The sequence below is a fragment of the Streptomyces sp. NPDC088747 genome (genome assembly GCF_044751025.1).
GTDB lineage: Bacteria > Actinomycetota > Actinomycetes > Streptomycetales > Streptomycetaceae > Streptomyces.
In genome coordinates this window covers 41,973-62,359 of sequence record NZ_JBIVKZ010000028.1, presented here as the reverse complement: position 1 = coordinate 62,359, position 20,387 = coordinate 41,973, and the positions used below count along the sequence as shown (strand labels likewise).

The window sequence follows — 20,387 nt, the reverse complement described above, 5'->3', positions numbered from 1 at the left end:
CCCCCTGGAATCCGCTCACGAACTCACCTCCCGGCAGGCGCGGTAGAAGTCCTTCCAGCCGTCACGCTCGCGGACGACCGCCTCCAGGTACTCCTGCCAGATGACGCGGTCGGCCGCCGGATCGCGGACGACGGCACCGAGGATGCCGGCGGCGACGTCACCCGCCCGCAGGACGCCGTCTCCGAAGTGGGCGGCCAGCGCGAGTCCGTTGGTGACGACGGAGATCGCCTCGGCGGTGGACAGCGTGCCGCTGGGCGACTTCAGTTTCGTACGCCCGTCGGCCGTGACTCCGTCGCGCAGCTCGCGGAAGACCGTGACGACGCGGCGGATCTCGTCGATGCCGTCGGGGGCCGCGGGCAGGTCGAGGGAGCGGCCGAGCTGGTCGACGCGGCGCGAGACGATGTCGACCTCGGCGTCGGCGCTCTCCGGCAGCGGCAGCACCACGGTGTTGAAACGGCGGCGCAGCGCGCTCGACAACTCGTTGACCCCGCGGTCGCGGTCGTTGGCCGTGGCGATCAGGTTGAAGCCGCGGACGGCCTGCACCTCCGAGCCCAACTCCGGTATCGGCAGCGTCTTCTCCGACAGGATCGTGATGAGCGTGTCCTGTACGTCGGCCGGGATGCGGGTCAGTTCCTCGACCCGGGCGGTCATCCCCTCCGCCATGGCACGCATGACGGGGCTCGGCACCAGGGCGGCCCGGCTCGGCCCGTGCGCGAGGAGCTCCGCGTAGTTCCAGCCGTACCGGATCGCCTCCTCCGGTGTCCCGGCCGTGCCCTGCACGAGCAGGGTGGAGTCGCCGCTGACCGCGGCGGCCAGATGCTCGGACACCCAGGTCTTCGCGGTGCCGGGCACGCCGAGGAGGAGCAGCGCACGGTCGGTGGCGAGTGTGGTGACGGCGACCTCGACGAGGCGGCGCGGCCCCACGTACTTGGGTGTGATCACCGTGCCGTCCGGCAGTGTGCCGCCCTGCAGATACATCGCCACAGCCCACGGCGAGAGCCGCCAGCGGGCCGGGCGCGGCCGGTCGTCCTGTGCGGCCAGCGCGGCGAGTTCGGCGGCGAAGGCGTCCTCGGCGTGCGGCCGCAGCACCTCGCCGGCGCTCTCGGCTCCCGCCTTTTTCGCGGTCGCGCCGACGGGCGGATTCACGGACGCGGAATCGGTCGGCTCAACGGACACAGACATGGCTAGGTCCCCCTCCAGCTCGGCCGGTTCGATCGGCCGGTTCGGATCTGGTTCCACCGTGCACCATGCCACTGACAATGCGTCCTGACCTGCGAAAACGCATTCACGAGAGTCGATTGTCAGTGGTGGGACCTACCTTCGATGACATGACTCAGCAGGGGGTGCGCTGGACCGCGGATCAGGTGCTTGCACTGGCGCCTGACGCGGCGTCACGCAAAGCGGGAAGCAAGCTCGGTTCGACCGGGCCGTGGTCGGAGGCAGGCAGTTCTGACGAGGGGGCGGTATGGGGACTGTGCGCGGGAAGTGGCAGCAAGCCGTATCAGACGGTCATCGACATGGCGGACTCCACCGGGCCCGCGTTCAAGTGCAGTTGCCCCAGCCGCAAGTTCCCGTGCAAGCACGCGCTCGGGCTGCTGCTCCTCTGGGCCGGCGAGGAGGCCACGGTCCCGCGTGGACAGGCGCCGGACTGGGCGGGCCAGTGGATAGAGGGGAGACGCGAGCGTGCGGGGGCGAAGGGGACGACGACGGGCGGGGCATCTGGGACGGCCTCGCCGGGTGATCCGGAAGCGGCCCGGCGCCGGGCGGAGCGGCGGGCCGAGCGGATCACCGCGGGAGCGACGGAGCTGGAGCAGCGGCTGACGGATCTGCTGCGGGGCGGTCTGGCAGGCGCCGAGCAGGCCGGGTACGGCGCGTGGGAGGAGACGGCGGCCCGCATGGTCGACGCACAGGCCCCCGGACTCGCCGCGCGCGTCCGGGAGTTGGGGGCGATCCCGTCGTCCGGCCCTGGCTGGCCCGCACGGCTTCTGGAGGAGTGCGCGCTGCTCCACCTGCTCGACCAGGGCTGGCTGCGTCGCGAGCGGCTGCCGGACGGCCTTGCCGCCACGGTGCGTTCACGGATCGGGCTGTCCGGCTCGGCCGACGGCACGCCGGTGCGCGATCAGTGGCTGGTCCTGGCCCAGTACGACACGGCGGACAGCCGCCTCACCACCCGCAGGATCTGGTTGCACGGCTCGGAGTCCGGCCGCACGGCCCTCCTCCTCTCCTACGGAGCCGCCGGCCGCGCACCGGAGCTGTCGCTGCCCGTCGGGCTGGCCTTCGAGGCGGAGCTGTCCGCCTACGCGGGCGCCGGACAGCTACGGGCGGCACTGGGCGAGCAGTTCACACCGCCGGCCCCGACGGCGATACGACCGAAGGGAGTCACCACACCCGAGGCGGCGGCCCGCTACGGCGAAGCCCTGCGCGCGGACCCCTGGCTGGATTCCTACCCCGTCACCCTGGACCAGGTCATACCGACCCCGGACGGCGACCCGGCCGCGGCCGCCCCACGCTGGCAACTGGCAGACGCCGACGGCGACCTGGCCCTGCCCGTCACCCCGGCGCTCCGCTCGCTGCCCGGCCTGTGGCGCCTCGCCGCCCTGTCCGGCGGCGCTCCCGTCACCGTTTTCGGCGAGTGCGGCCACCAGGGCTTCACTCCGCTGACCGCCTGGCCGCAGGGCTCGGGCGAGGCGGTACCCCTGTGCTGACCATGCCGACCACCTCCGTACGGAAAGGATGCCGACGCTCATGAACACGACCTCCGCTCCCGCTGGGGGCTCCTGGGAGGAGCTCGTCACCGTGGCCCTGCTGGGGACCGAGCGGCGCAGACCGCCGGGATGCGGGCCGGCGCAGGACGCGCCGACGGCACTGCTGGACGCCGCCGCGGTGGAGACACTGCGGCGGCGCGCCGGGGTACGGCCCGCACGGGCGGCGGCCCGGCCCGAGCCGGCGGCGCCGGATCCACGCCCTCCCCTGCCGCCCGCAGCGGCCCACCGGCTCACCCTGCTGCTGGCGGACCGGCCCGGCACCGGTGGCGGCGGTCGCAGGGGAACGACACCCGACCTCATGGAACTGGTGCCGCAGTGGCTCGCCCTGGCCAACGCGCGCGGTTTCGCACCGCCCCCGCAGGCACTGCCCGCTCTCCTCGACGCGGCCCGGGGCCGTACGGATCTCCGCCCGGCCGCGCTGGCCTTCGCCGGGCCGCGCGCGCTGTGGCTCGCGCGGCTGAACACGGACTGGCGCTTCGCGCTGCGCTCCGCGCCGGGAGGCGGCACGGCGCTCCCGGACCCCGTCGATCCCGAGCGCGTACAACAACTCTGGCAGGAAGGCCTGTTCGCCGAACGGGTAGCGCTGCTCACGGCGATACGGGCCCACCAGCCCGCGGCGGCCCGCGAGTTGCTCACCACCACCTGGGCGACCGAGCGGGCCGAGGACCGGCTCATGTTCCTCGACTCCCTCCGGTCAGGACTGAGCGCGGCCGACGAACCCTTCCTGGAACAGGCGCTCACCGACCGGAGCCGCAACGTGCGTGCCACGGCCGCCGAGTTGCTGTCCGCGCTGCCGGACTCGGCGCTCGCCTCGCGGATGGCGGCCAGAGCGGGTTCCTGTGTGGCCGTGGACCGGACCCGGGGCGTCCCCACGATCGTGGTCGAAGCGCCGCACGAGTGCGACCCGAGCATGGAGCGCGACGGCGTGGTGCCGAAGGCGCCCGCCGGCCGGGGCGAACGGTCCTGGTGGCTCGGCCAGTTGGTCGAGGCGGCACCGCTCTCGACATGGCCGCGACGGCTCGGCGGACGTACGCCGGAGGACATCGTCGCCCTGCCCGTGGCGGACGACTGGCAGAACGAACTGCATGCCGCGTGGTGCCGGGCGGCCGTACGGCAGCGAAATCCTGACTGGTCCAGGGCTCTCCTCGGGGCGCCCTCCGCCCCGGAGGCCGGGGGGCCGGGAGCGGTGTCCCTCGCGGAGCGGTCGAAGCTGCTCGCCATGCTGGGTCCCGCCGAGCGGGCCGAGTGGGTCGCCGGTTTCATAGGCACCCACGGGTTGTCCGAGGCGTTCCAGTTGCTCGGCGTCTGCGGGGTGCCCTGGGCGGGGCCGTTGGGCCGGGCGGTGGTCGACGCGCTCAATATCGCCCGGGACGCGGGAAGTTACCCCTGGAGTTTCAGCGGGGTCATGGGGCTTGCCGAACGTTGCCTCGATCCCGCGGAGGCCGTACGGCTCGAAGCGCTCACCGGGGTCCCCGACGAGTCGGAGAACGCCGCCCCGGGCGCCGGCAGCTACTGGGCCGAGGCCTTCCAACGCCTCGTGACCACCCTCCGCCTACGCGCCACCATGACCAAGGAACTCACGCCCCCCACCCCAACGTAGAAACCTTCTCTCGCCCCCTCCGCCCCTACCCATCCCGTACTGGGGGCTCCGCCCCCAGACCCCCGAACGCCCGAAGGGCTCGTCCTCAAACGCCGGACGGGCTGAATACAGCCAGCCGGAACTGATAGGGAAAGCCGCCCACCGGCGGGAGGGGCCGGGGGCCGGTACATCACATGCCCGTCGCGTACGTTCGCGTCACCGGACCCGCCACTCCTGACCGGACGTCTGATCCGGCGGCGACGGGCGGATGTACCGGCCCCCGGCCCCGACCCACGGGACTACGCCCCCGCCGGCTGCCGAACATTCGCCCGCACCCAGTCCACGATCGCCCCGGTGGTCGCCCCCGGCGTAAAGATCTCCGCGACCCCCTTCTCCTTCAACGGAGCGATATCCGCCTCAGGAATGATCCCGCCGCCGAACACCTTGATGTCCTCCGCCTCGCGCTCCTTGAGCAGCGAGATAACCGCCGCGAACAACGTGTTGTGCGCGCCGGAAAGAATGGAGAGCCCGATCGCGTCAGCGTCCTCCTGGATCGCGGTGTCGACGATCTGCTCCGGCGTCTGATGGAGCCCGGTGTAGATGACCTCCATACCGGCATCCCGCAGCGCCCGCGCGATCACCTTCGCCCCGCGATCGTGGCCGTCGAGCCCCGGCTTGGCCACCACCACACGGATCGGTCCGGCTGCCACACCCATCACTGCCTCCATGAACGGACTACAAGCCCACTACGACCCGACGACCCGCAGCCGACGACCGACACCCGACCGTCGCACAACCACACACCACACACCACACATCACACACCGCCCACCTCACCGCACCACGCTCCCCCACACCACCCGAGGAAGTGAACGAACGTTATCCCCAGCATCCCGCAACCGGCAGTTTCGCGGTGGATAGCGAGGGGGAAATCACATGGTGGGACAAGTTCGCCGCGCACCGCCCCGGGTCAGAGCCGGGGCCTGCGCAAGGAGAGCCGCTATCAGGTGGCCGCACCACGGCGTCGTCAGCGGGACAGCGCCATGGCGGGGCACATCGGCAATGGCACGACAACGGAAAGCCGCACCCGCAAGAGGACGACGAGGACCGGGGCCCCCGCCGCGCAACCGGCGCCCCACGCGCCCCAAACGCACCGTCGCGCCCACCACCGACACCGGCCGCACACCGGCCGTACGACCGCCGAGCCGACCCCGGCCCGGCGCGGAGGCGCGAGGCGCGGACCCGGCCTCGGCGACCAGGCGTTAAGCCGTCTTCGAGCAGAGGTCGAGCCGAGATCGAGTCAAGGTCGAGCCGGTGTCGAGTCGATGTCGACCGAGCCACCACCCGCATACGCGACGCTCCACGAGTGCACACGGGGGACAGAGCCGCCGTCCGTGTGCCGACAGGAGGTCGGCCATGAAGGTCACCAGGACATCGTTGCCCCTTCTCCCCCTATGCCTCCCCCTACGCCTCCCCCTCTGTCAGCGCCTGCTTCCGAGCAGAGTGGCGGGACTCTCGACGGTCCTCCTGAAGGCGACGGCCCTGGAGATCGCGATCCTCGCCGGGCACCTGCTCCTCTACCCGTCGGGCATGGCGCAGGAGCGTCGCACCGCTCCCACGCCCCTCTCGCCGGACACCACCCGGCTGCCCACGGAGGTCAGGCCCCCGGTCGTCCTCCTGCACGGTTTCATAGACAACCGTTCGGTCTTCGTCCTGCTGCGCCGCAACCTCGCCCAGCACGGCACACAGCACATCGAGTCGCTCAACTACTCGCCGCTGACCTGCGACATCCGCACCGCCGCGGAGCTGCTCAGCCGGCACATAGAGGAGATCTGCGAGCGCACGGGCCAGGACCGCGTGGACATCGTCGGGCACAGCCTCGGCGGACTGATCGCGCGCTACTACGCGCAGTGCCTCGGCGGTGACCAGCGCGTACGCACCCTCGTCACGCTAGGCACCCCGCACTCGGGCACCCGAGTGGTCCCGTTGCTGAACGTGCACCCGATCGTCCGTCAGATGCGCCCGGAATCCACGCTGATAGAGGAGTTGAGCAGGCCCGCCCCGGGTTGCCGGACACGTTTCGTGAGCTTCTGGAGCGACCTGGACCAGCTGATGGACCCGCTGGAGACGGCCTGCGTGGACCACCCGGACCTGATCACGCAGAACGTACGGGTGAGCGGCATCGGACATCTCGCCCTGCCCGTGCACCCCGCCGTCGCGACCGGCATACGGCAGGCGCTCGACCCCGACACCCCCGAGGCGCACGCCACGACCACCGGCACCACCACTTCTACCCCCGCCTCAACTCCCACCCCCACTGCGAGCGGCATGACAGTGGCGTGACGACGGCGCAAGGCAAAAGCCGCAAAGCGCACGGCGCGCGACACACGGCGCACAGCGCACAGCGCACAGCGCACAGCGCACAGCGCACGGAACATCGAGCGGCGTACCGACCGGCGCACGGCGGCGCGTTGACAGCCACCACGAACTCGCCCGCGCTCGAACACAGATCGAACGCCAGGCCAAAGCCGTGCCCGCAGTTCCCCGAAACACGGCCGAATGCCCGTTTCCTGCGAAGGGGAAACCTGCCGAAGATTGTCGCGCCCTCGTACTGCCGGGTACAGTCGCCGCACTGCTCTGCCAGCCCCTGTTGTCGAGGCGAAAGAGAAGTTGGTGAACGACCGTCCTCCGTCGGGGATCGCTACTCCCCCGGCCCCGGCTTCTGATGCCGCCTCGACGCACTACGCGTCCTACGGCGGGCAGGAAGCCCAGCACGGCGAGTTCACCATGTATGACGGTTACCCCGCCACCGGATTTGAAACGGGCCCCAACGCCCCATATGCGACCGGAAACTTCGAAGCACCGGCCTTCCAGGCAGCCACGGCTTTCGAGACGACGAGCTTCGCGACCGACCCTCTCTTCGGAGACATGTCAGGCAGCGCCTCGGGGTCGTACGACGCCGCGCAGTGGAACACCGGGGGCCATCAGGCACCGAACGCCAACGGCCATCAGACGCTCGGCACCGGAAGCCACCAGACGCTGAACTACGACCCGTACGCGGCACAGCACCAGGCCGCCTACGACACCGGCAGCTACGAGACGACCGCGTGGGCCGCCGGTTACCAGCAGCTCAGCGGCCTGCCCGCGCAGCATCCGAACCCGGACGCCACGGGCCAGTGGGACGCGAACGCCTGGCTCCAGCCGCAGCAGCCGGCCGACCACACCCAGCAGTGGAGCGCGCCCACCCAGGACACGGGCGCGTACGACGCCACGCAGTGGAACACCAGCGGCGGCCAGGACGCGTACGAGCACGAACAGCCGCGGCCCGAGTCCTACGAGCATCAGCATCAGCCCGCGTCCGAGCCTCTCGAACAGCAGGCGACGGCGACCTTCGAGCAGGTCTCGTACGAGCAACCCGCATCCGCGGAGGACGAGTTCGAGAGGCCGGCCGACGGACAGGACTCGGGTGCCGAACACGACGAGCGCGAGGCGCACGACGGTCACGAGGCGCACGACGGGCACGAGGCGCACGACGAGCACGACGCACCGCTGCTGCTCGACGACATGGAGGATGTGACCCCGGCCCCGCGTTCCGCGTCGAGGTCCGCCGGTCGCTCCAGGCGCCGCAGCCCGGCGAAGCGTTCCGCGCTGCTGACCGTGGCCGTTCCCTCGGCCTGCGTGATGGGGGTCACGGGGATCGCCGCCGCCTCGGTGGTCAGTGTCGGCGGGGACGAGACCAAGGACACGGCGGCCAGCGCGCCGGACGCGGCCGCGGTGAAGCCGTCCGCCGCGAACAACAAGCTGGACACCCAGCTGGCGAGCCTCTCCGCGGGCGCCGACGACTTCGCCGACCGGGCCAGCCGCACGCAGGAACGTATCGACCTCAAGGCCCAGCAAGAGGCTCAGCGGAAGAAGGCGGCGGAGGCGGCCGCGACCAAGGAGCGGTTGCGCCCGAAGTTCGCGATCCCGGTGGCACAGCACGGGCTGAGCGCGTACTTCGGCCAGGCGGGCGTCAACTGGATGTCCATCCACACGGGCATCGACTTCCCAGTGTCGTACGGCACGACGGTGATGGCCGCGACCGACGGGACCGTCCGGACGCAGTGGAACAGCGCGTACGGGAACATGATGATCGTGACCGCGATGGACGGTACGGAGACGTGGTACTGCCACCTCTCCAGCTACCAGGTCGCGTCGGGCACGACCGTGAAGGCCGGCGACGCGATCGCGAACTCCGGGAACTCCGGGAACTCCACCGGTCCGCACCTGCACTTCGAGGTCCGCCCGGCAGGCGGCTCGGCGATCGACCCGCTGGCGTGGCTGCGCAGCCACGGCCTGGACCCGTCGTAACCACCGACTCCCGGCCCGGCCCTCACCCCGAAGCGATCCTCACATCCTCACCCTGACCCGGTTCGCGGAACGCCCACGCCGCACCCCACCCGAACCCGCACCCGTCCGCCAGCACCAGACTTGCCCGTCCTCAGCCGCCCTCAGGCGCCCTCAGGCGCCCTCAGCCGCCCTCAGCCGCCCTCAGCCGCCCTCAGCCGCAGAACGCGTCACCACCGCATCCGGCACGCAAAGGCTCCCCGCCCGACCCGGCGCGCGAGACGCCACCACTTGGACGGCCCCGGCGCGCAGCACCCCTACAGCTTCTCCACCGGTGCGTACCGCAGCAGCAACCGCTTCGGCTTGGGCTCTCCGAAGTCGACCGTCGCCTCGGCGTTCGCGCCCGTCCCCTTCACGCCGACGACCGTGCCCAGGCCGAACTGGTCGTGCGTGACCCGGTCCCCGACCGCCAGCGATACCACCGGCTTCTCCGCGATACCGCGCCGCGTCGCGAACCCGGAGGCGCCGGAGGCCGCGGACCGCGAGCGGGAGGCGGACAGTGACGAGGACAGCGAGGCCGCGACGCCCGAGACGGGGGTGGAGGAGGCCGGACCCATCGAACCCGTGCGCTTCCACTCCAGATGCGCCTCCGGGATCTCCTCCAGGAAGCGGGAGGGCGGGTTGTACGAGGGCTGCCCCCAGGCGCTGCGCATGGACGACCGCGTCAGGTACAGCCGTTCACGCGCGCGGGTGATGCCGACGTAGGCCAGGCGCCGCTCCTCCTCCAGCTCCTTGACCTGTCCCAGCGCGCGCATGTGCGGGAAGACGCCGTCCTCCATGCCGGTCAGGAACACCACAGGGAACTCAAGGCCCTTGGCGGTGTGCAGGGTCATGAGGGTGATGACGCCGTTGCCGTCCTCCTCGTCGGGGATCTGGTCGGAGTCGGCGACGAGCGCGACCCGCTCCAGGAACGCGGAGAGGCCGCCCGGAGTCTCGCCCTCACCGGTCTCCTGCTCGAACTCCAGCGCCACGGCGGCGAGTTCCTGGAGGTTCTCGATCCGGGTCTCGTCCTGCGGGTCGGTGGACGCCTGCAACTCCGCCAGATAGCCGGTGCGTTCGAGGACCGCCTCCAGGACGGTGGCCGGGCCCGCGCCCGACTCCACGATCGTCCGCAGGTCCTCCATCAGCGTGTTGAACCGCTTGACGGCGTTGGTGGAGCGGGCCGCCATGCCGTAGGCCTCGTCCACCCGGCGCAGCGCCTGCGGGAAGCTGATCTTCTCGCGCTGCGAGAGCGCGTCGATCATCGCCTCGGCGCGGTCACCGATGCCGCGCTTGGGGACGTTGAGAATCCGGCGCAGCGGGACGGAGTCCTCCGGGTTGGACAGCACCCGCAGGTACGCGAGGACGTCCCGGACCTCCTTGCGCTCGTAGAAGCGGACGCCGCCGACGACCTTGTAGGGCAGGCCGACGCGGATGAAGACCTCTTCGAAGACACGGGACTGCGCGTTCGTACGGTAGAAGACCGCGACGTCGCCCGCCTTGGCGTCGCCCGCGTCGGTGAGACGGTCTATCTCGTCGGCGACGAACTGGGCCTCGTCGTGCTCGGTGTCGGCGACGTAGCCGGTGATGGTGGATCCCGCGCCCGCGTTCGTCCACAGGTTCTTGGGGCGGCGGGATTCGTTGCGCTCGATGACCGCGTTGGCGGCGCTGAGGATCGTCTGGGTGGAGCGGTAGTTCTGCTCCAGGAGGATCGTCGTCGCGTTCGGGTAGTCCTCCTCGAACTGGAGGATGTTGCGGATCGTGGCGCCGCGGAAGGCGTAGATCGACTGGTCGGCGTCACCCACCACGCACAGCTCGGCGGGCGGCACGTCCTGCTCGCTCGGCGGCACGTCCACGGGGTGCTCAGAGGTGCCGACGAGTTCGCGCACGAGGGCGTACTGCGCGTGGTTGGTGTCCTGGTACTCGTCGACGAGCACGTGCCGGAAACGGCGGTGGTAGTGCTCGGCGACGTCCGGGAAGGCGCGCAGCAGATTGACCGTGGTCATGATCAGGTCGTCGAAGTCGAGGGCGTTGGCCTCGCGCAGCCGCGACTGGTACATCGCGTAGGCCTGGGCGACGGTCTTCTCGAAACCGTCGACGGCCTGGGCGGCGAAGTCCTCCTCGTCGATCAGCTCGTTCTTCAGGTTCGAGATCTTGGCGCTGAAGGACTTCGGCGGGAACCGCTTCGGGTCTAGGTCCAGGTCACGGCAGACCAGGGCCATCAGCCGCTTGCTGTCGGCGGCGTCGTAGATCGAGAACGAGGAGGTGAAGCCGAGCCGTTTGCTCTCGCGGCGCAGGATCCGTACGCACGCGCTGTGGAAGGTCATCACCCACATCGCGTTGGCGCGCGGGCCGACGAGCTGCTCGACGCGCTCCTTCATCTCGCCCGCGGCCTTGTTCGTGAAGGTGATCGCGAGGATCTGGCCGGGGTGGACCTGGCGCTCGCCCAGCAGATACGCGATCCGGTGGGTGAGCACGCGGGTCTTGCCCGAGCCCGCTCCGGCCACGATGAGCAGCGGGGCGCCGGAGTGCGTCACGGCCGACCGCTGGTTCTCGTTCAGCCCGTCCAGGAGCGCGGCCGGGTCCACGGCGGGGCGCGGGGCACCGTCGCGGTAGTACGCGTCCCTGCTCGGCGGCACGTCGAAGCGGCCGCCGAACAGGTCGTCCGGAAGCTGCTCGGCCGTCCCGTCCTCGGGAGGCGGCGGGGGTTCTTCCTCGTGGGCCCCGGAGGGCTTGAGGTCCGCCAGGAAGCTGTCGTCAAAGAGGCTGCTCATCGCTCTCCGAGTCTAGGCGGCCCCACTGACACCCCGCCGCCACCCCGAGAAGTCCGCGGCGGTATCCGCAGCGGTGGTAGAGCCCCACCGGCCGCTCGGCCTCTTTGCGCCCTCCATCTCCCCCTACCCTCCAGAACAGCTCCGTCACTTTCAGCAACCGTCCACGCGGGGGCCCGTCCGCACCCTTCCCACCCACACGCAGGGCGGCTCCGCCGGATCACGCGCCCCATCACCCACCCCGCCCCCCGTCGGACAACTCGCCCGATAACTCTCCGAATTGACCGGCGGGAACGAGGCCCATGACTAAGGTCACGAAAACGTATCGGGCATTTCGAACATCAACCTTCACAGAAGCCTTACGAGTTGGTTAGCGTGCTGATCAGGCCGCCCGACCCCCACCGGCGAACGTCGCCGGGCCGTGGCGGCCTCCGCTGAGTCCGGTGCGCCTTGCGGCAGCCGGAATCGGGGACCCACCGAACTTGGGGTGAATCGGTCCAACTGCCTTGTCGGGCAGGACCGTAGGGCAACCCTTCCGAACCACCCGCCCGAACCCGACAGCTAACCCGGTAGGCGGATGATGGAAGGAGTCGCCTCCGTTGGCGTCGCAACGCAAATGGTTCTCGGGCTCGCGCGTGGCCGGCACGGCCCCCGCTCTCGCCACAGCGGCCCTCACCTCGGTCGCCCTGCTCTCGCAGACGGCGGCCGCCACGCCGTCGGCCGAGCCGAAGCCGAGCCTCGAAGAGGTCGAGAAGAAAATCGACGACCTCTACCGGCAGGCCGAGTCGGCCACCGACAAGTACAACGCGGCCAAGGAGAAGACCTCCAAGCAGCGCAAGAAGGTCGACACCCTTCTCGACGACGTCGCGCAGCGCACGGAGAAGCTCAACACCGCGCGTGAGGAGCTCGGTTCATACGCCGCGGCCCAGTACCGCACCGGCGCCGCCGCTCCCGACACCGCCTCCCTGCTGCTGGCCGACAACCCGCAGGACTACTTCGACCAGACCCAGCTGATGAGCCGGCTGACCACCCGCCAGAAGGCGGCCGTCGACGACTACGTCACGGATCAGGCCGCCGCCACCGAGAAGCGCACGGAGGCGACGCAGGGTCTGGAGACGCTGTCCACGACGCAGGACGCTCTCAAGGCCTCCAAGACCGACGTCCAGCAGAAGCTCGCCAAGGCGCGCGAGCTGCTCTCGCAGCTGACCGCCGAGGAGAAGGCGCGGCTGGCGGCGATCGAGGCGGAGCGGCGCAAGGAGGCCGAGCGCAAGGCGGCGGAGCTGGCGCAGCAGCAGGCGGACGCGGCAGCCGCGGCGAAGGCGGCCCAGGAGTCGTCGCCGAGCGCGACGACGGGCACCTCCGGCACTGTCACCACCGGTGACTCCTCGTACTCGACGAAGTCGGCCAAGGCCATCGCCTTCGCCCGCGCCCAGATCGGGAAGCCGTACGTCTGGGGTGCGACCGGCCCCGGCTCGTACGACTGCTCGGGCCTCACCCAGGCCGCCTGGAAGGCCGCGGGTGTCACCCTCCCGCGCGTCACCTACGACCAGGTGACCGCCGGCACGACCGTCTCCGTCTCCGAGGCACAACCCGGTGACCTGGTCTTCTTCTACGACGACATCAGCCACGTCGGCCTCTACATCGGCAACGGCATGATGATCCACGCCCCGAAGCCGGGTGCGTACGTCCGCGAGGAGTCGATCTTCTACGACGGTGAGTCGGCCATCTACAGCGTCGTACGGCCCGCGTAGCGCACCGGCGCACCGTCCTCACGGCACCATCCGCGGGGCACGCGCGCGTGGAGCACGTTTTCGTCCTCCACGCGCGCGTGCCCCGCGGGCAAGGCGTCCGAAGCTCCCTAGCATCGGGCCATGCCAGCCATCTCCCAGCTCCGTGCCTGGTGGGCCGAGCGTCCGCCGGCCGCCGCTGCCGCCGTCATGGCGTCCGGAATCATCTCGGTCGGACTGCGGCTGACCGGCCACGAGACGCTGTCCCGGGTCGCCCTGGTCCTGGCGTCCGTCGCCTGGCTCGCGCTCGCCGCGGACTTCGCCGTACGGCTGCTGCGGGAGCGGACGCGCTGGGCGACGGAGGCGGGGACACCCGCCGGGCTCACCGCCGTCGCGGCGACCGCCGTCCTCGGCACGCGGCTGTCCCTGCTGGGGTGGCAGGAGGTCGCCGGGGCCCTGCTGGCGCTCTCGGCGGTGCTGTGGCCGGTGCTGCTCCTCCTCGTCGTACGGCACTGGAGTCGCCGTATGCCGGGCGGGGTGTTCCTCGTCTGCGTGGCCACCCAGGGGCTCTCGGTGCTGGGCGCCACCCTCGCCGCGGCCGTGGGGGCCGACTGGCTCGCGCATGCCGCACTGGTGCTCTTCTGGCTCGGGATCGCGCTCTACGGGGTGGCGTTCGCGCACTTCGACATCAGGGAGGTGGTCACGGGCGCCGGGGACCACTGGGTCGCGGGCGGCGCGCTCGGCATCTCGGCGCTGGCCGGGGCCCAGCTCGTCGCGGCGCACAACGCCGACGCCTTCCTGTGGAACGGCGACGACAACGGCGTCCTGCGCGCCGTCACCACCGCCCTGCTCGTCCTCGGCCTGGCCCTGTGCTGCGTCCTGGCGGCCGCGGAGGCCCGGCCGCGCCTCCGCTACGACGCCCGGCGCTGGGTGACGGTGTTCTCCCTGGGGATGACGGCGGCGGCGACCCTGTCGGTCTCGGCCGCCCTGGGCGTCGCGTGGCTCAGGAACCTGGGAGAGGTACTGCTGTGGATCGCGGTGGCCCTCTGGCTGCTGGCGGCGACCGGAGCCGTCAGGTCCGCCGCACTCCGCTGATTCGGCTCCGCCGCACGCCCAAGAACCCGATCCCCCGCACCCCGCTGATCCCGGTCCGCCCCACCCCGTCGGATCAGGTCCAGAGCACCGCGATGAAGATGTTCGCCGTCGTCAGCAGGCCGACGAGCCCGAAGAGCCCCTTCTCCACCTTCTCGTCGTCGCGCTTCACGTAGACGAGTCCCAGGATGACGATCAGCAGCGCCAGCTTCACGCCGATCTTGACGTTGTCGACCGGCTGGTCGTCCGCCTGGTTGAGGCCGACCAGGACGACGCCCGTGACCAGCATGGTCAGCGCGCCGTGCAGCATCGCCGGGACGAAACGGGCCGTGCCCCGGCCCATCGCCTTCAGCTGGGTGAGGAAGCCACCGAGGAGCGAGGCGATGCCGATGATGTGCAGGCCGACGAAGAGATGGATGAGTACGTCCATGAGCCGGAGCCTATTCCCGCACTCCGGCCCCTCTTGTCACCGGCCCACCCCGTGCAACCCATAGCACCGGCGTAAGCCTGGTCGCCCCGGATTCGGCGGATCGGTCATCACACCCTGTGAAGTCAGCCGCACCGACCCGGAATCACGGTCATTCGCGGTCATCAGGTGATCCATTGAAGTCACTTGCGCACAAGGCGTTACCAAGCCCTCACGCTCAGGTTTAGCGTCCTCCCCCAGGTGCCCGACTCCCCATCGTCGCCCGAGCCAGGGGCGGCAACCGGGCGCCACCGCCGAGAAGGTCCGGCGGCGGCCCGCTCCCCCTGTGCGGGCCGCCGCCGGACGCGTAACCGCCTGACCGCCCGGGCTCCCACCCAGGCGGCCGTACGGAAGGATGTGGGCCCTCGTGGCAGCGCACCGGAAGCCCAGACAGCGCTCACTCGGCACAGGCAAGGTCCGCACAGCCGCAACCATCGCCCTCGCGGGCGCGGCGACGGCCACCGTCTTCGACGGGACGGGCCACGCCGAGCCGCAGCTGTCCACGGCGCAGGTGAAGGCCAAGGTCGACAAGTTGTACGAGGAGGCGGAGGCCGCCACCGAGAAGTACAACGGCGCCAAGGAGCGGGCCGGCAAGGCGGCGAAGCGGGTGGGCACACTCCAGGACGAGGTGGCACGCAAGGAGGAACGGCTCAACTCGGCGCGGGACGCGCTGGGTTCGATCGCCGCCTCGCAGTACCGCAGCGGCGGCCTCGACCCGGCGCTGCAACTCGCTCTCTCCGACGACCCCGACCAGTACCTGGAAGGGGCCGCGTTCGCCGAGCGGGCGGGCAGCAGGCAGGCCGCCGCCGTGCAGCGCGTGCGCCACCAGCTGCGCGAGATCGAGCAGTTGCGCGGGGCGGCGCATGTCGAGCTGGCCTCACTGAAGTCGCGACAGGCGGAGCTGAAGCGGCACAAGAAGACGATCACCGGGAAACTCGACTCGGCACGGCAGCTGTTGGGCCGGCTCAGCGACGAGGAGCGGGCACGGTTCGGGGCGACCGGAGGCAGCACGGTCGGCGGCGGATCGGGCGGCAGCGACTCGGTCAGCGTCGGCTCGGGCGACCGCGCCTCACGCTCCTCGGCACGCGACCTGGCCGATCCGGCGGCCCCGGCCGGCTCCGTCGCCGCCCCCAACTCCCGTGCGGCGGCGGCCGTCTCCTACGCCTACGGAAAGCTCGGCGCCCCGTACGTCTGGGGTGCCACCGGGCCCGACGCCTTCGACTGCTCAGGCCTCTCCCAGGCCGCCTACCGCGCCGCGGGCATCGCACTCCCCCGTACGACCTACGCCCAGATCAACGCGGGCAGCCGCGTGTCCCGCTCCGAACTCCAGCCCGGCGACCTGGTGTTCTTCTACTCGGGCATCAGCCACGTGGGCATCTACGTGGGCAACGGCCAGATGATCCACGCCCCCAACTCGAACGCGCCGGTGCGGCTGGCCCCCATCGACGAGATGCCGTTCGCGGGGGCCACCCGGGTGGCGTGACGGCCACCGAGCACGGCCGTCACCGGCCCCTGCGCGACGTCACCGGCCCTCGACTGAGCGCCGTCGGCTCACACGAGGCGTCGCGCGGTGGCCCACCGGGTCAGCTCGTGGCGGTTGGAGAGCTGCAACTTCCGCAGCACGGCGGACACATGGGACTCGACCGTCTTCACGGAGATGAACAGCTGCTTGGCGATCTCCTTGTACGCGTAGCCGCGGGCGATGAGGCGGAGGACCTCGCGCTCGCGCTGGGTGAGACGGTCGAGGTCCTCGTCGACGGGCGGGGCGTCGGTCGAGGCGAACGCGTCGAGGACGAAGCCCGCCAGGCGCGGCGAGAAGACCGCGTCGCCGTCCTGCACACGGAAGATGGAGTCCACGAGGTCCGTGCCGGTGATCGTCTTGGTGACATAGCCCCGTGCGCCGCCGCGGATCACGCCGATGACGTCCTCGGCCGCGTCGGACACGGACAGCGCGAGGAAGCGGACCGGCTGCTCGGCGTCGGCCATCAACGGGGCGCAACGGCGCAGCACTTCGACACCGCCGCCGCCCGGCAGGTGGACGTCGAGCAGCACGACCTCGGGCCGGGTCGCCGTGATGACCGTGACCGCCTGGTCGACGTCCGCGGCCTCGCCGACCACCTCGACGCCGGTCCGCTCGGTCTGCCCGATCTCGGCCTGGACCCCCGTACGGAACATGCGGTGGTCGTCGACGAGCACGACCCGCGCCCGGCGCCCGCTCGCGGCATCCGCGAAAACAGCGGCCCGGCCCTCACCGGCACCGGCCCGCGCCTCGGCACCGGCCTGCGCACCGCCCTGCGCCTCGGCACCAGCACCAGCACCAGCACCAGCACCAGCCGAACTGCCCTGCCCGGTCCGGCCGGTGGCCCCGGGGGCGTCGTCGCCCGCGCCGCTCACATCGCTTACGTCGCTCATGACGTCCTCTCCGCCCTCTCCATCTCCAGCTCGACCTCCGTGCCGCCGTCCGGCACCGCGCGCAGTCGCGCCGTGCCGCCGTTGCGCTCCATACGGCCGATGATCGATTCTCTGACGCCCATGCGGTCGGCGGGTATGGCGTCGATGTCGAAGCCGGGGCCGCGGTCGCGGACGGACACGAACACCGTCCTGCCCTCGACTTCGGCGAAGACCTGTACCGCGCCGCCTTCGCCACCGTACTTGGCCGCGTTCACCATCGCTTCCCGCGCGGCCTGCATCTGCGCGGAGACGCCGTCGTCGAGCGGGCAGTCGCCGACGACCACGACCTCGATGGGGACGCCGTGCTTGTCCTCGACCTCGGCGGCATTGCGCCGGACCGCCTCGGCGAGGGTGTCGGGCTCCTCAGCCTCGTCCTTGCCGGTGCCCTCCGGTTTGTAGAGCCAGGTGCGCAGGTCGCGCTCCTGGGCGCGGGCCAGGCGCCGCACCTCGTTGCCGTTGTCCGCGTTGCGCTGGATCAGGGTCAGGGTGTGCAGCACCGAGTCGTGGACATGGGCGGCGACCTCGGCCCGCTCCTGGGCGCGGATTCGCATCAGGCGCTCCTCGGAGAGGTCCTGTGTCATGCGTACGAGATAGGGGCCGGCCAGCAGCGCTATGCCGACCAGGACGGCGAGCGCGGCCTGGAGAACCGAGCCGAGGTGGGCGGCCGAACCCTGGAGAACGAATATCCCGGACACGCCGGCGGTGACGAGCAGGACGCCCGCCGCGGAACGCAGCAGCGTCAGCGTGCGGCGACGGCGGCCGACCTCCACCCAGCGCGCCCGGCGCGCGTTGTCCGCCTGGCGCCAGACCAGGGCGACACCCGCGCCGACGAGGACGGTCGGCCAGAGATACGCCTTCGCTCCGCCGCCGAGGTTCACGTTGCCGACGAAGACCAGGGCCACGACGACCATGAGGAGCAGCGCGACCATCTGCCCCTTGTCCGGCTTGCGGGCCACGAGCCGGCGGCGGCCGTCGGGCGCGGTCTCGGTGGAGATGCCCGGCGTACGCCCGGAGCCGGCCGCGGCGGCTCCTCCCACCCCTCCGACACCGAGCGGTACGAAGAACCAGAACGCGGCGTACAGCAGCGCCCCCAGCCCGTCCGCCATGAACAGCCCGACGAACACGAGCCGCACCCAGATCACGGGCAGCCCGAGGTGCCCGGCGAGCCCGCGCGCCACGCCCCCGAGCCAGCGTCCGTCGCTGCTGCGGTAGAGCTTGCGCGGGGGCCGCGGGGCGTCCAGGGGGATGGCAGCGGCTTCCGGCATGCCATCGATGTTCACATGGCCGGCCGCCCCGGGCATCAGGGTCGACCCCCGATACTCCCCTGATCTTCGAGAAGCCCGTGTCCGATCGTCGCGACCCCGCTCCCCCGCCCCTCCCTGATCCCCTGTTCGAACACTCCCCGCCCCCGCCTCAGGGCCGAAATCAGGGTTCGGCCAGGGTCGTCCCGACTGCCGCCACGCTTCCCCGCCCGTCACCATGGACACATGACAGACCACCAGCACGCGGCGGCGGAGCCGGACCCGGCTCCCGTGCCGGGCGCCCCGCCACCGGGCCCCGGACCGCGCGACGCCGTGCCACCCGTCTCAGGTGAGGAGCCGCGCGCGCACGGGAACCGCTTCACGGCCGACGGCGGCCCGGTCACGGCCGGGGCGACCGCGCTCGACGCTCCCCGCAGGTTCCGGCGCGACCGGCGCCACAAGATGCTGGGCGGGGTGTGCGCCGGGCTGGGGCGGCAGTGCGACATGGACCCGGTGATCTTCCGGATCGTGCTCGCGGTGCTCGCCGCGACCGGCGGCATCGGCCTCATCTTCTACGGATTCGCCTGGCTGTTCGTGCCCCACGACGACGACGGGGAGAACGAGGTACGCAAGCTGCTGACCGGCCGCGTCGACGGCCAGGCGCTGACAGCCGTACTCTTCGCCCTGGTGGGCTGCGGAGTGTTCCTCTCCATGCTCAACAACGGCGGGGTGCTGGCCTTCGCCGTGGTCCTGGCCCTGCTCCTGGCGGGTGCCGGGTTCTGGTCCCAGCAGCGCGGGGCGCCCGACCCGGACCCGCTCGCCGCCCAGGCCGTCGCCGACGCCCCGCCGGAGGCCCAGGCACCGCCCGTCCCCGCCTCCTACCCCTCCTGGTGGCGCGACCCGATCGTCAAGGACGGTTCCCATGTGGGCGGCACCGGCTATCTCTGGGGCCCGCGAGAGGCCCGGGACCGGGACGTGGCCGCCTCGCTCAACATCGCCCGGGGCACCAGCCGCCCGGACATACGCCTGTCCCAGCGGCCGAAGCCGCCGGGCCCGCGCTGGATCGGCGGCCGGGTCTTCCTGCTCGCACTCCTCGCGGGTGGCCTCGGCACCGGCCTGACGTGGGAGGAGCACACGCTCGGCACCAGTCTGCAGACCGGTCTGGCCTGCGCCCTGATCGTGTTCGGCCTGGGGATCACGGTCAGCGCGTTCCTGGGGCGTACGGGCGCGGGGGCGATATTCCTCGCGGTGATCACCGCGGGCCTGCTCGCGGCCAGCGCCGCACTGCCGAAGGACATCACCACCCACTGGGTCCGCACCGAGTGGGCTCCGGCCGCGGTGAAGGACGTACAGGACTCGTACGACCTCGGCACGGGCGTCGGCACCCTCGACCTGACCGGCCTGGACCTCGCCAAGGGCCAGACGGTGTCGACCAACGCCGAGGTGGGCGCGGGACAGCTCAAGGTGATCGTCCCGAAGGACGCGACGGTGGTGCTGACCGTCGATGTGGGCGTCGGCGACATCAAGTTGCCCGGCGACGACCAGAAGGATCTCGACGTGCAGCCGGGCAGACACCAGAGCGTGACGCTCTCACCCCCGACCACCGACAAGACCGGCGGCACCATCGACCTGGACCTCCAGGTCGGCGTGGGCCAGGCGGAGGTAACCCGTGCAACGTCATGAGTTCCAGCCCGGAAAGCTGGTCGCGGGCCTCTTCCTCACCCTCGCGGGCGTCATCTACGCCGGGGACGCGGGCGGCCTGTGGGAGACACCGTGGTTCGCGGTGATCCCCCTGCTCGTCGTCGGCCTCTGCCTCGCGGGCATCGTGGCCCTGCTGACCCACGCCGTGCGCAGACGCCGCAGGGCGCGCCGGGACCCGGTCGCGGCGCGCGGCGAGGCGGGATAGGCAGGTCGACGCGGGCGGCGTCCA

Annotated in this window: 15 protein-coding genes and 1 riboswitch; of the genes, 9 read left to right on the top strand and 6 right to left on the bottom strand. The window is 71.4% G+C overall.

Annotated features, from left to right (window positions below; translation table 11 throughout):
- Positions 1-15: 15 nt before the first annotated feature.
- Positions 16-1,182, bottom strand: coding sequence for an AAA family ATPase (locus tag ACIP79_RS41420; RefSeq protein WP_401232904.1), 1,167 nt, complete (start codon positions 1,180-1,182; stop codon positions 16-18).
- A 146-nt stretch (positions 1,183-1,328) separates the two neighbouring features.
- Between ACIP79_RS41420 and ACIP79_RS41415 the strand changes: the two genes are divergently transcribed.
- Together ACIP79_RS41415 and ACIP79_RS41410 are read left to right on the top strand one after the other, a co-directional pair.
- Positions 1,329-2,705 carry an SWIM zinc finger family protein gene (locus tag ACIP79_RS41415; RefSeq protein ID WP_401232902.1) on the top strand — a complete coding sequence of 459 codons (1,377 nt, stop codon included), beginning with the start codon at positions 1,329-1,331 and terminating at the stop codon, positions 2,703-2,705.
- 40 nt (positions 2,706-2,745) lie between these two features.
- On the top strand, positions 2,746-4,365 hold the full coding sequence (locus ACIP79_RS41410; protein ID WP_401232899.1) for a DUF5691 domain-containing protein: 1,620 nt from the start codon (positions 2,746-2,748) through the stop codon (positions 4,363-4,365).
- A gap of 278 nt (positions 4,366-4,643) precedes the next feature.
- Here the strand turns inward: ACIP79_RS41410 and ACIP79_RS41405 are convergent, their stop codons facing one another.
- Positions 4,644-5,060 (bottom strand): cobalamin B12-binding domain-containing protein, encoded by a 417-nt coding sequence (locus ACIP79_RS41405; protein WP_383685460.1) that lies wholly within the window; start codon positions 5,058-5,060, stop codon positions 4,644-4,646.
- A 700-nt stretch (positions 5,061-5,760) separates the two neighbouring features.
- Here ACIP79_RS41405 and ACIP79_RS41400 point away from each other — a divergent pair.
- Together ACIP79_RS41400 and ACIP79_RS41395 are read left to right on the top strand one after the other, a co-directional pair.
- Positions 5,761-6,687: an esterase/lipase family protein gene (locus tag ACIP79_RS41400; protein ID WP_401232896.1), complete on the top strand. Its 927-nt coding sequence runs from the start codon at positions 5,761-5,763 to the stop codon at positions 6,685-6,687.
- A 330-nt stretch (positions 6,688-7,017) separates the two neighbouring features.
- Positions 7,018-8,694 (top strand): peptidoglycan DD-metalloendopeptidase family protein, encoded by a 1,677-nt coding sequence (locus tag ACIP79_RS41395; RefSeq protein ID WP_401232893.1) that lies wholly within the window; start codon positions 7,018-7,020, stop codon positions 8,692-8,694.
- Positions 8,695-8,987: 293 nt separating this feature from the next.
- Here ACIP79_RS41395 and pcrA read toward each other — a convergent pair whose 3' ends face one another.
- Positions 8,988-11,483 carry a DNA helicase PcrA gene (pcrA, locus tag ACIP79_RS41390; RefSeq protein ID WP_401232891.1) on the bottom strand — a complete coding sequence of 832 codons (2,496 nt, stop codon included), beginning with the start codon at positions 11,481-11,483 and terminating at the stop codon, positions 8,988-8,990.
- A 419-nt stretch (positions 11,484-11,902) separates the two neighbouring features.
- A riboswitch (cyclic di-AMP (ydaO/yuaA leader) is annotated at positions 11,903-12,072 on the top strand.
- A 7-nt stretch (positions 12,073-12,079) separates the two neighbouring features.
- On the opposite strand from pcrA, the gene ACIP79_RS41385 reads away from it, so the two are divergent.
- Positions 12,080-13,231 carry an NlpC/P60 family protein gene (locus tag ACIP79_RS41385; protein WP_401232888.1) on the top strand — a complete coding sequence of 384 codons (1,152 nt, stop codon included), beginning with the start codon at positions 12,080-12,082 and terminating at the stop codon, positions 13,229-13,231.
- Positions 13,232-13,351: 120 nt separating this feature from the next.
- Positions 13,352-14,302: a tellurite resistance/C4-dicarboxylate transporter family protein gene (locus ACIP79_RS41380; protein WP_401232885.1), complete on the top strand. Its 951-nt coding sequence runs from the start codon at positions 13,352-13,354 to the stop codon at positions 14,300-14,302.
- Between the two features lie 73 nt (positions 14,303-14,375).
- On the opposite strand, the gene ACIP79_RS41375 is transcribed toward ACIP79_RS41380, so the two are convergent.
- Positions 14,376-14,729 (bottom strand): hypothetical protein, encoded by a 354-nt coding sequence (locus tag ACIP79_RS41375; protein WP_383685449.1) that lies wholly within the window; start codon positions 14,727-14,729, stop codon positions 14,376-14,378.
- A gap of 403 nt (positions 14,730-15,132) precedes the next feature.
- Here ACIP79_RS41375 and ACIP79_RS41370 point away from each other — a divergent pair, with 403 nt between their 5' ends.
- On the top strand, positions 15,133-16,248 hold the full coding sequence (locus tag ACIP79_RS41370) for an NlpC/P60 family protein (RefSeq protein ID WP_401232882.1): 1,116 nt from the start codon (positions 15,133-15,135) through the stop codon (positions 16,246-16,248).
- Between the two features lie 68 nt (positions 16,249-16,316).
- On the opposite strand, the gene ACIP79_RS41365 is transcribed toward ACIP79_RS41370, so the two are convergent.
- Together ACIP79_RS41365 and ACIP79_RS41360 are read right to left on the bottom strand one after the other, a co-directional pair.
- Positions 16,317-17,177: a LuxR C-terminal-related transcriptional regulator gene (locus ACIP79_RS41365; RefSeq protein WP_401232879.1), complete on the bottom strand. Its 861-nt coding sequence runs from the start codon at positions 17,175-17,177 to the stop codon at positions 16,317-16,319.
- The gene (locus tag ACIP79_RS41360; protein WP_401232876.1) at positions 17,174-18,517 is read right to left on the bottom strand and encodes a PspC domain-containing protein; all 1,344 of its coding nucleotides are present in this window, start codon (positions 18,515-18,517) and stop codon (positions 17,174-17,176) included. The genes ACIP79_RS41365 and ACIP79_RS41360 overlap by 4 nt, the downstream gene beginning before the upstream one ends.
- Before the next feature lie 186 nt (positions 18,518-18,703).
- Between ACIP79_RS41360 and ACIP79_RS41355 the strand changes: the two genes are divergently transcribed.
- Positions 18,704-20,140: a PspC domain-containing protein gene (locus ACIP79_RS41355; RefSeq protein WP_401232873.1), complete on the top strand. Its 1,437-nt coding sequence runs from the start codon at positions 18,704-18,706 to the stop codon at positions 20,138-20,140.
- The gene (locus ACIP79_RS41350) at positions 20,127-20,363 is read left to right on the top strand and encodes a hypothetical protein (protein ID WP_401232871.1); all 237 of its coding nucleotides are present in this window, start codon (positions 20,127-20,129) and stop codon (positions 20,361-20,363) included. The genes ACIP79_RS41355 and ACIP79_RS41350 overlap by 14 nt, the downstream gene beginning before the upstream one ends.
- Positions 20,364-20,387 lie beyond the last annotated feature (24 nt).

Excerpts from the sequence above, each read along its gene's own strand:
- ACIP79_RS41420 (WP_401232904.1), bottom strand. The coding sequence starts at position 1,182 with ATGTCTGTGTCCGTTGAGCCGACCGATTCCGCGTCCGTGAATCCGCCC.
- ACIP79_RS41415 (WP_401232902.1), top strand. The coding sequence starts at position 1,329 with ATGACTCAGCAGGGGGTGCGCTGGACCGCGGATCAGGTGCTTGCACTG.
- ACIP79_RS41410 (WP_401232899.1), top strand. The coding sequence starts at position 2,746 with ATGAACACGACCTCCGCTCCCGCTGGGGGCTCCTGGGAGGAGCTCGTC.
- ACIP79_RS41405 (WP_383685460.1), bottom strand. The coding sequence starts at position 5,060 with ATGGGTGTGGCAGCCGGACCGATCCGTGTGGTGGTGGCCAAGCCGGGG.
- ACIP79_RS41400 (WP_401232896.1), top strand. The coding sequence starts at position 5,761 with ATGAAGGTCACCAGGACATCGTTGCCCCTTCTCCCCCTATGCCTCCCC.
- pcrA (WP_401232891.1), bottom strand. The coding sequence starts at position 11,483 with ATGAGCAGCCTCTTTGACGACAGCTTCCTGGCGGACCTCAAGCCCTCC.
- ACIP79_RS41380 (WP_401232885.1), top strand. The coding sequence starts at position 13,352 with ATGCCAGCCATCTCCCAGCTCCGTGCCTGGTGGGCCGAGCGTCCGCCG.
- ACIP79_RS41375 (WP_383685449.1), bottom strand. The coding sequence starts at position 14,729 with ATGGACGTACTCATCCATCTCTTCGTCGGCCTGCACATCATCGGCATC.
- ACIP79_RS41365 (WP_401232879.1), bottom strand. The coding sequence starts at position 17,177 with ATGAGCGACGTAAGCGATGTGAGCGGCGCGGGCGACGACGCCCCCGGG.
- ACIP79_RS41360 (WP_401232876.1), bottom strand. The coding sequence starts at position 18,517 with ATGCCCGGGGCGGCCGGCCATGTGAACATCGATGGCATGCCGGAAGCC.
- ACIP79_RS41355 (WP_401232873.1), top strand. The coding sequence starts at position 18,704 with ATGACAGACCACCAGCACGCGGCGGCGGAGCCGGACCCGGCTCCCGTG.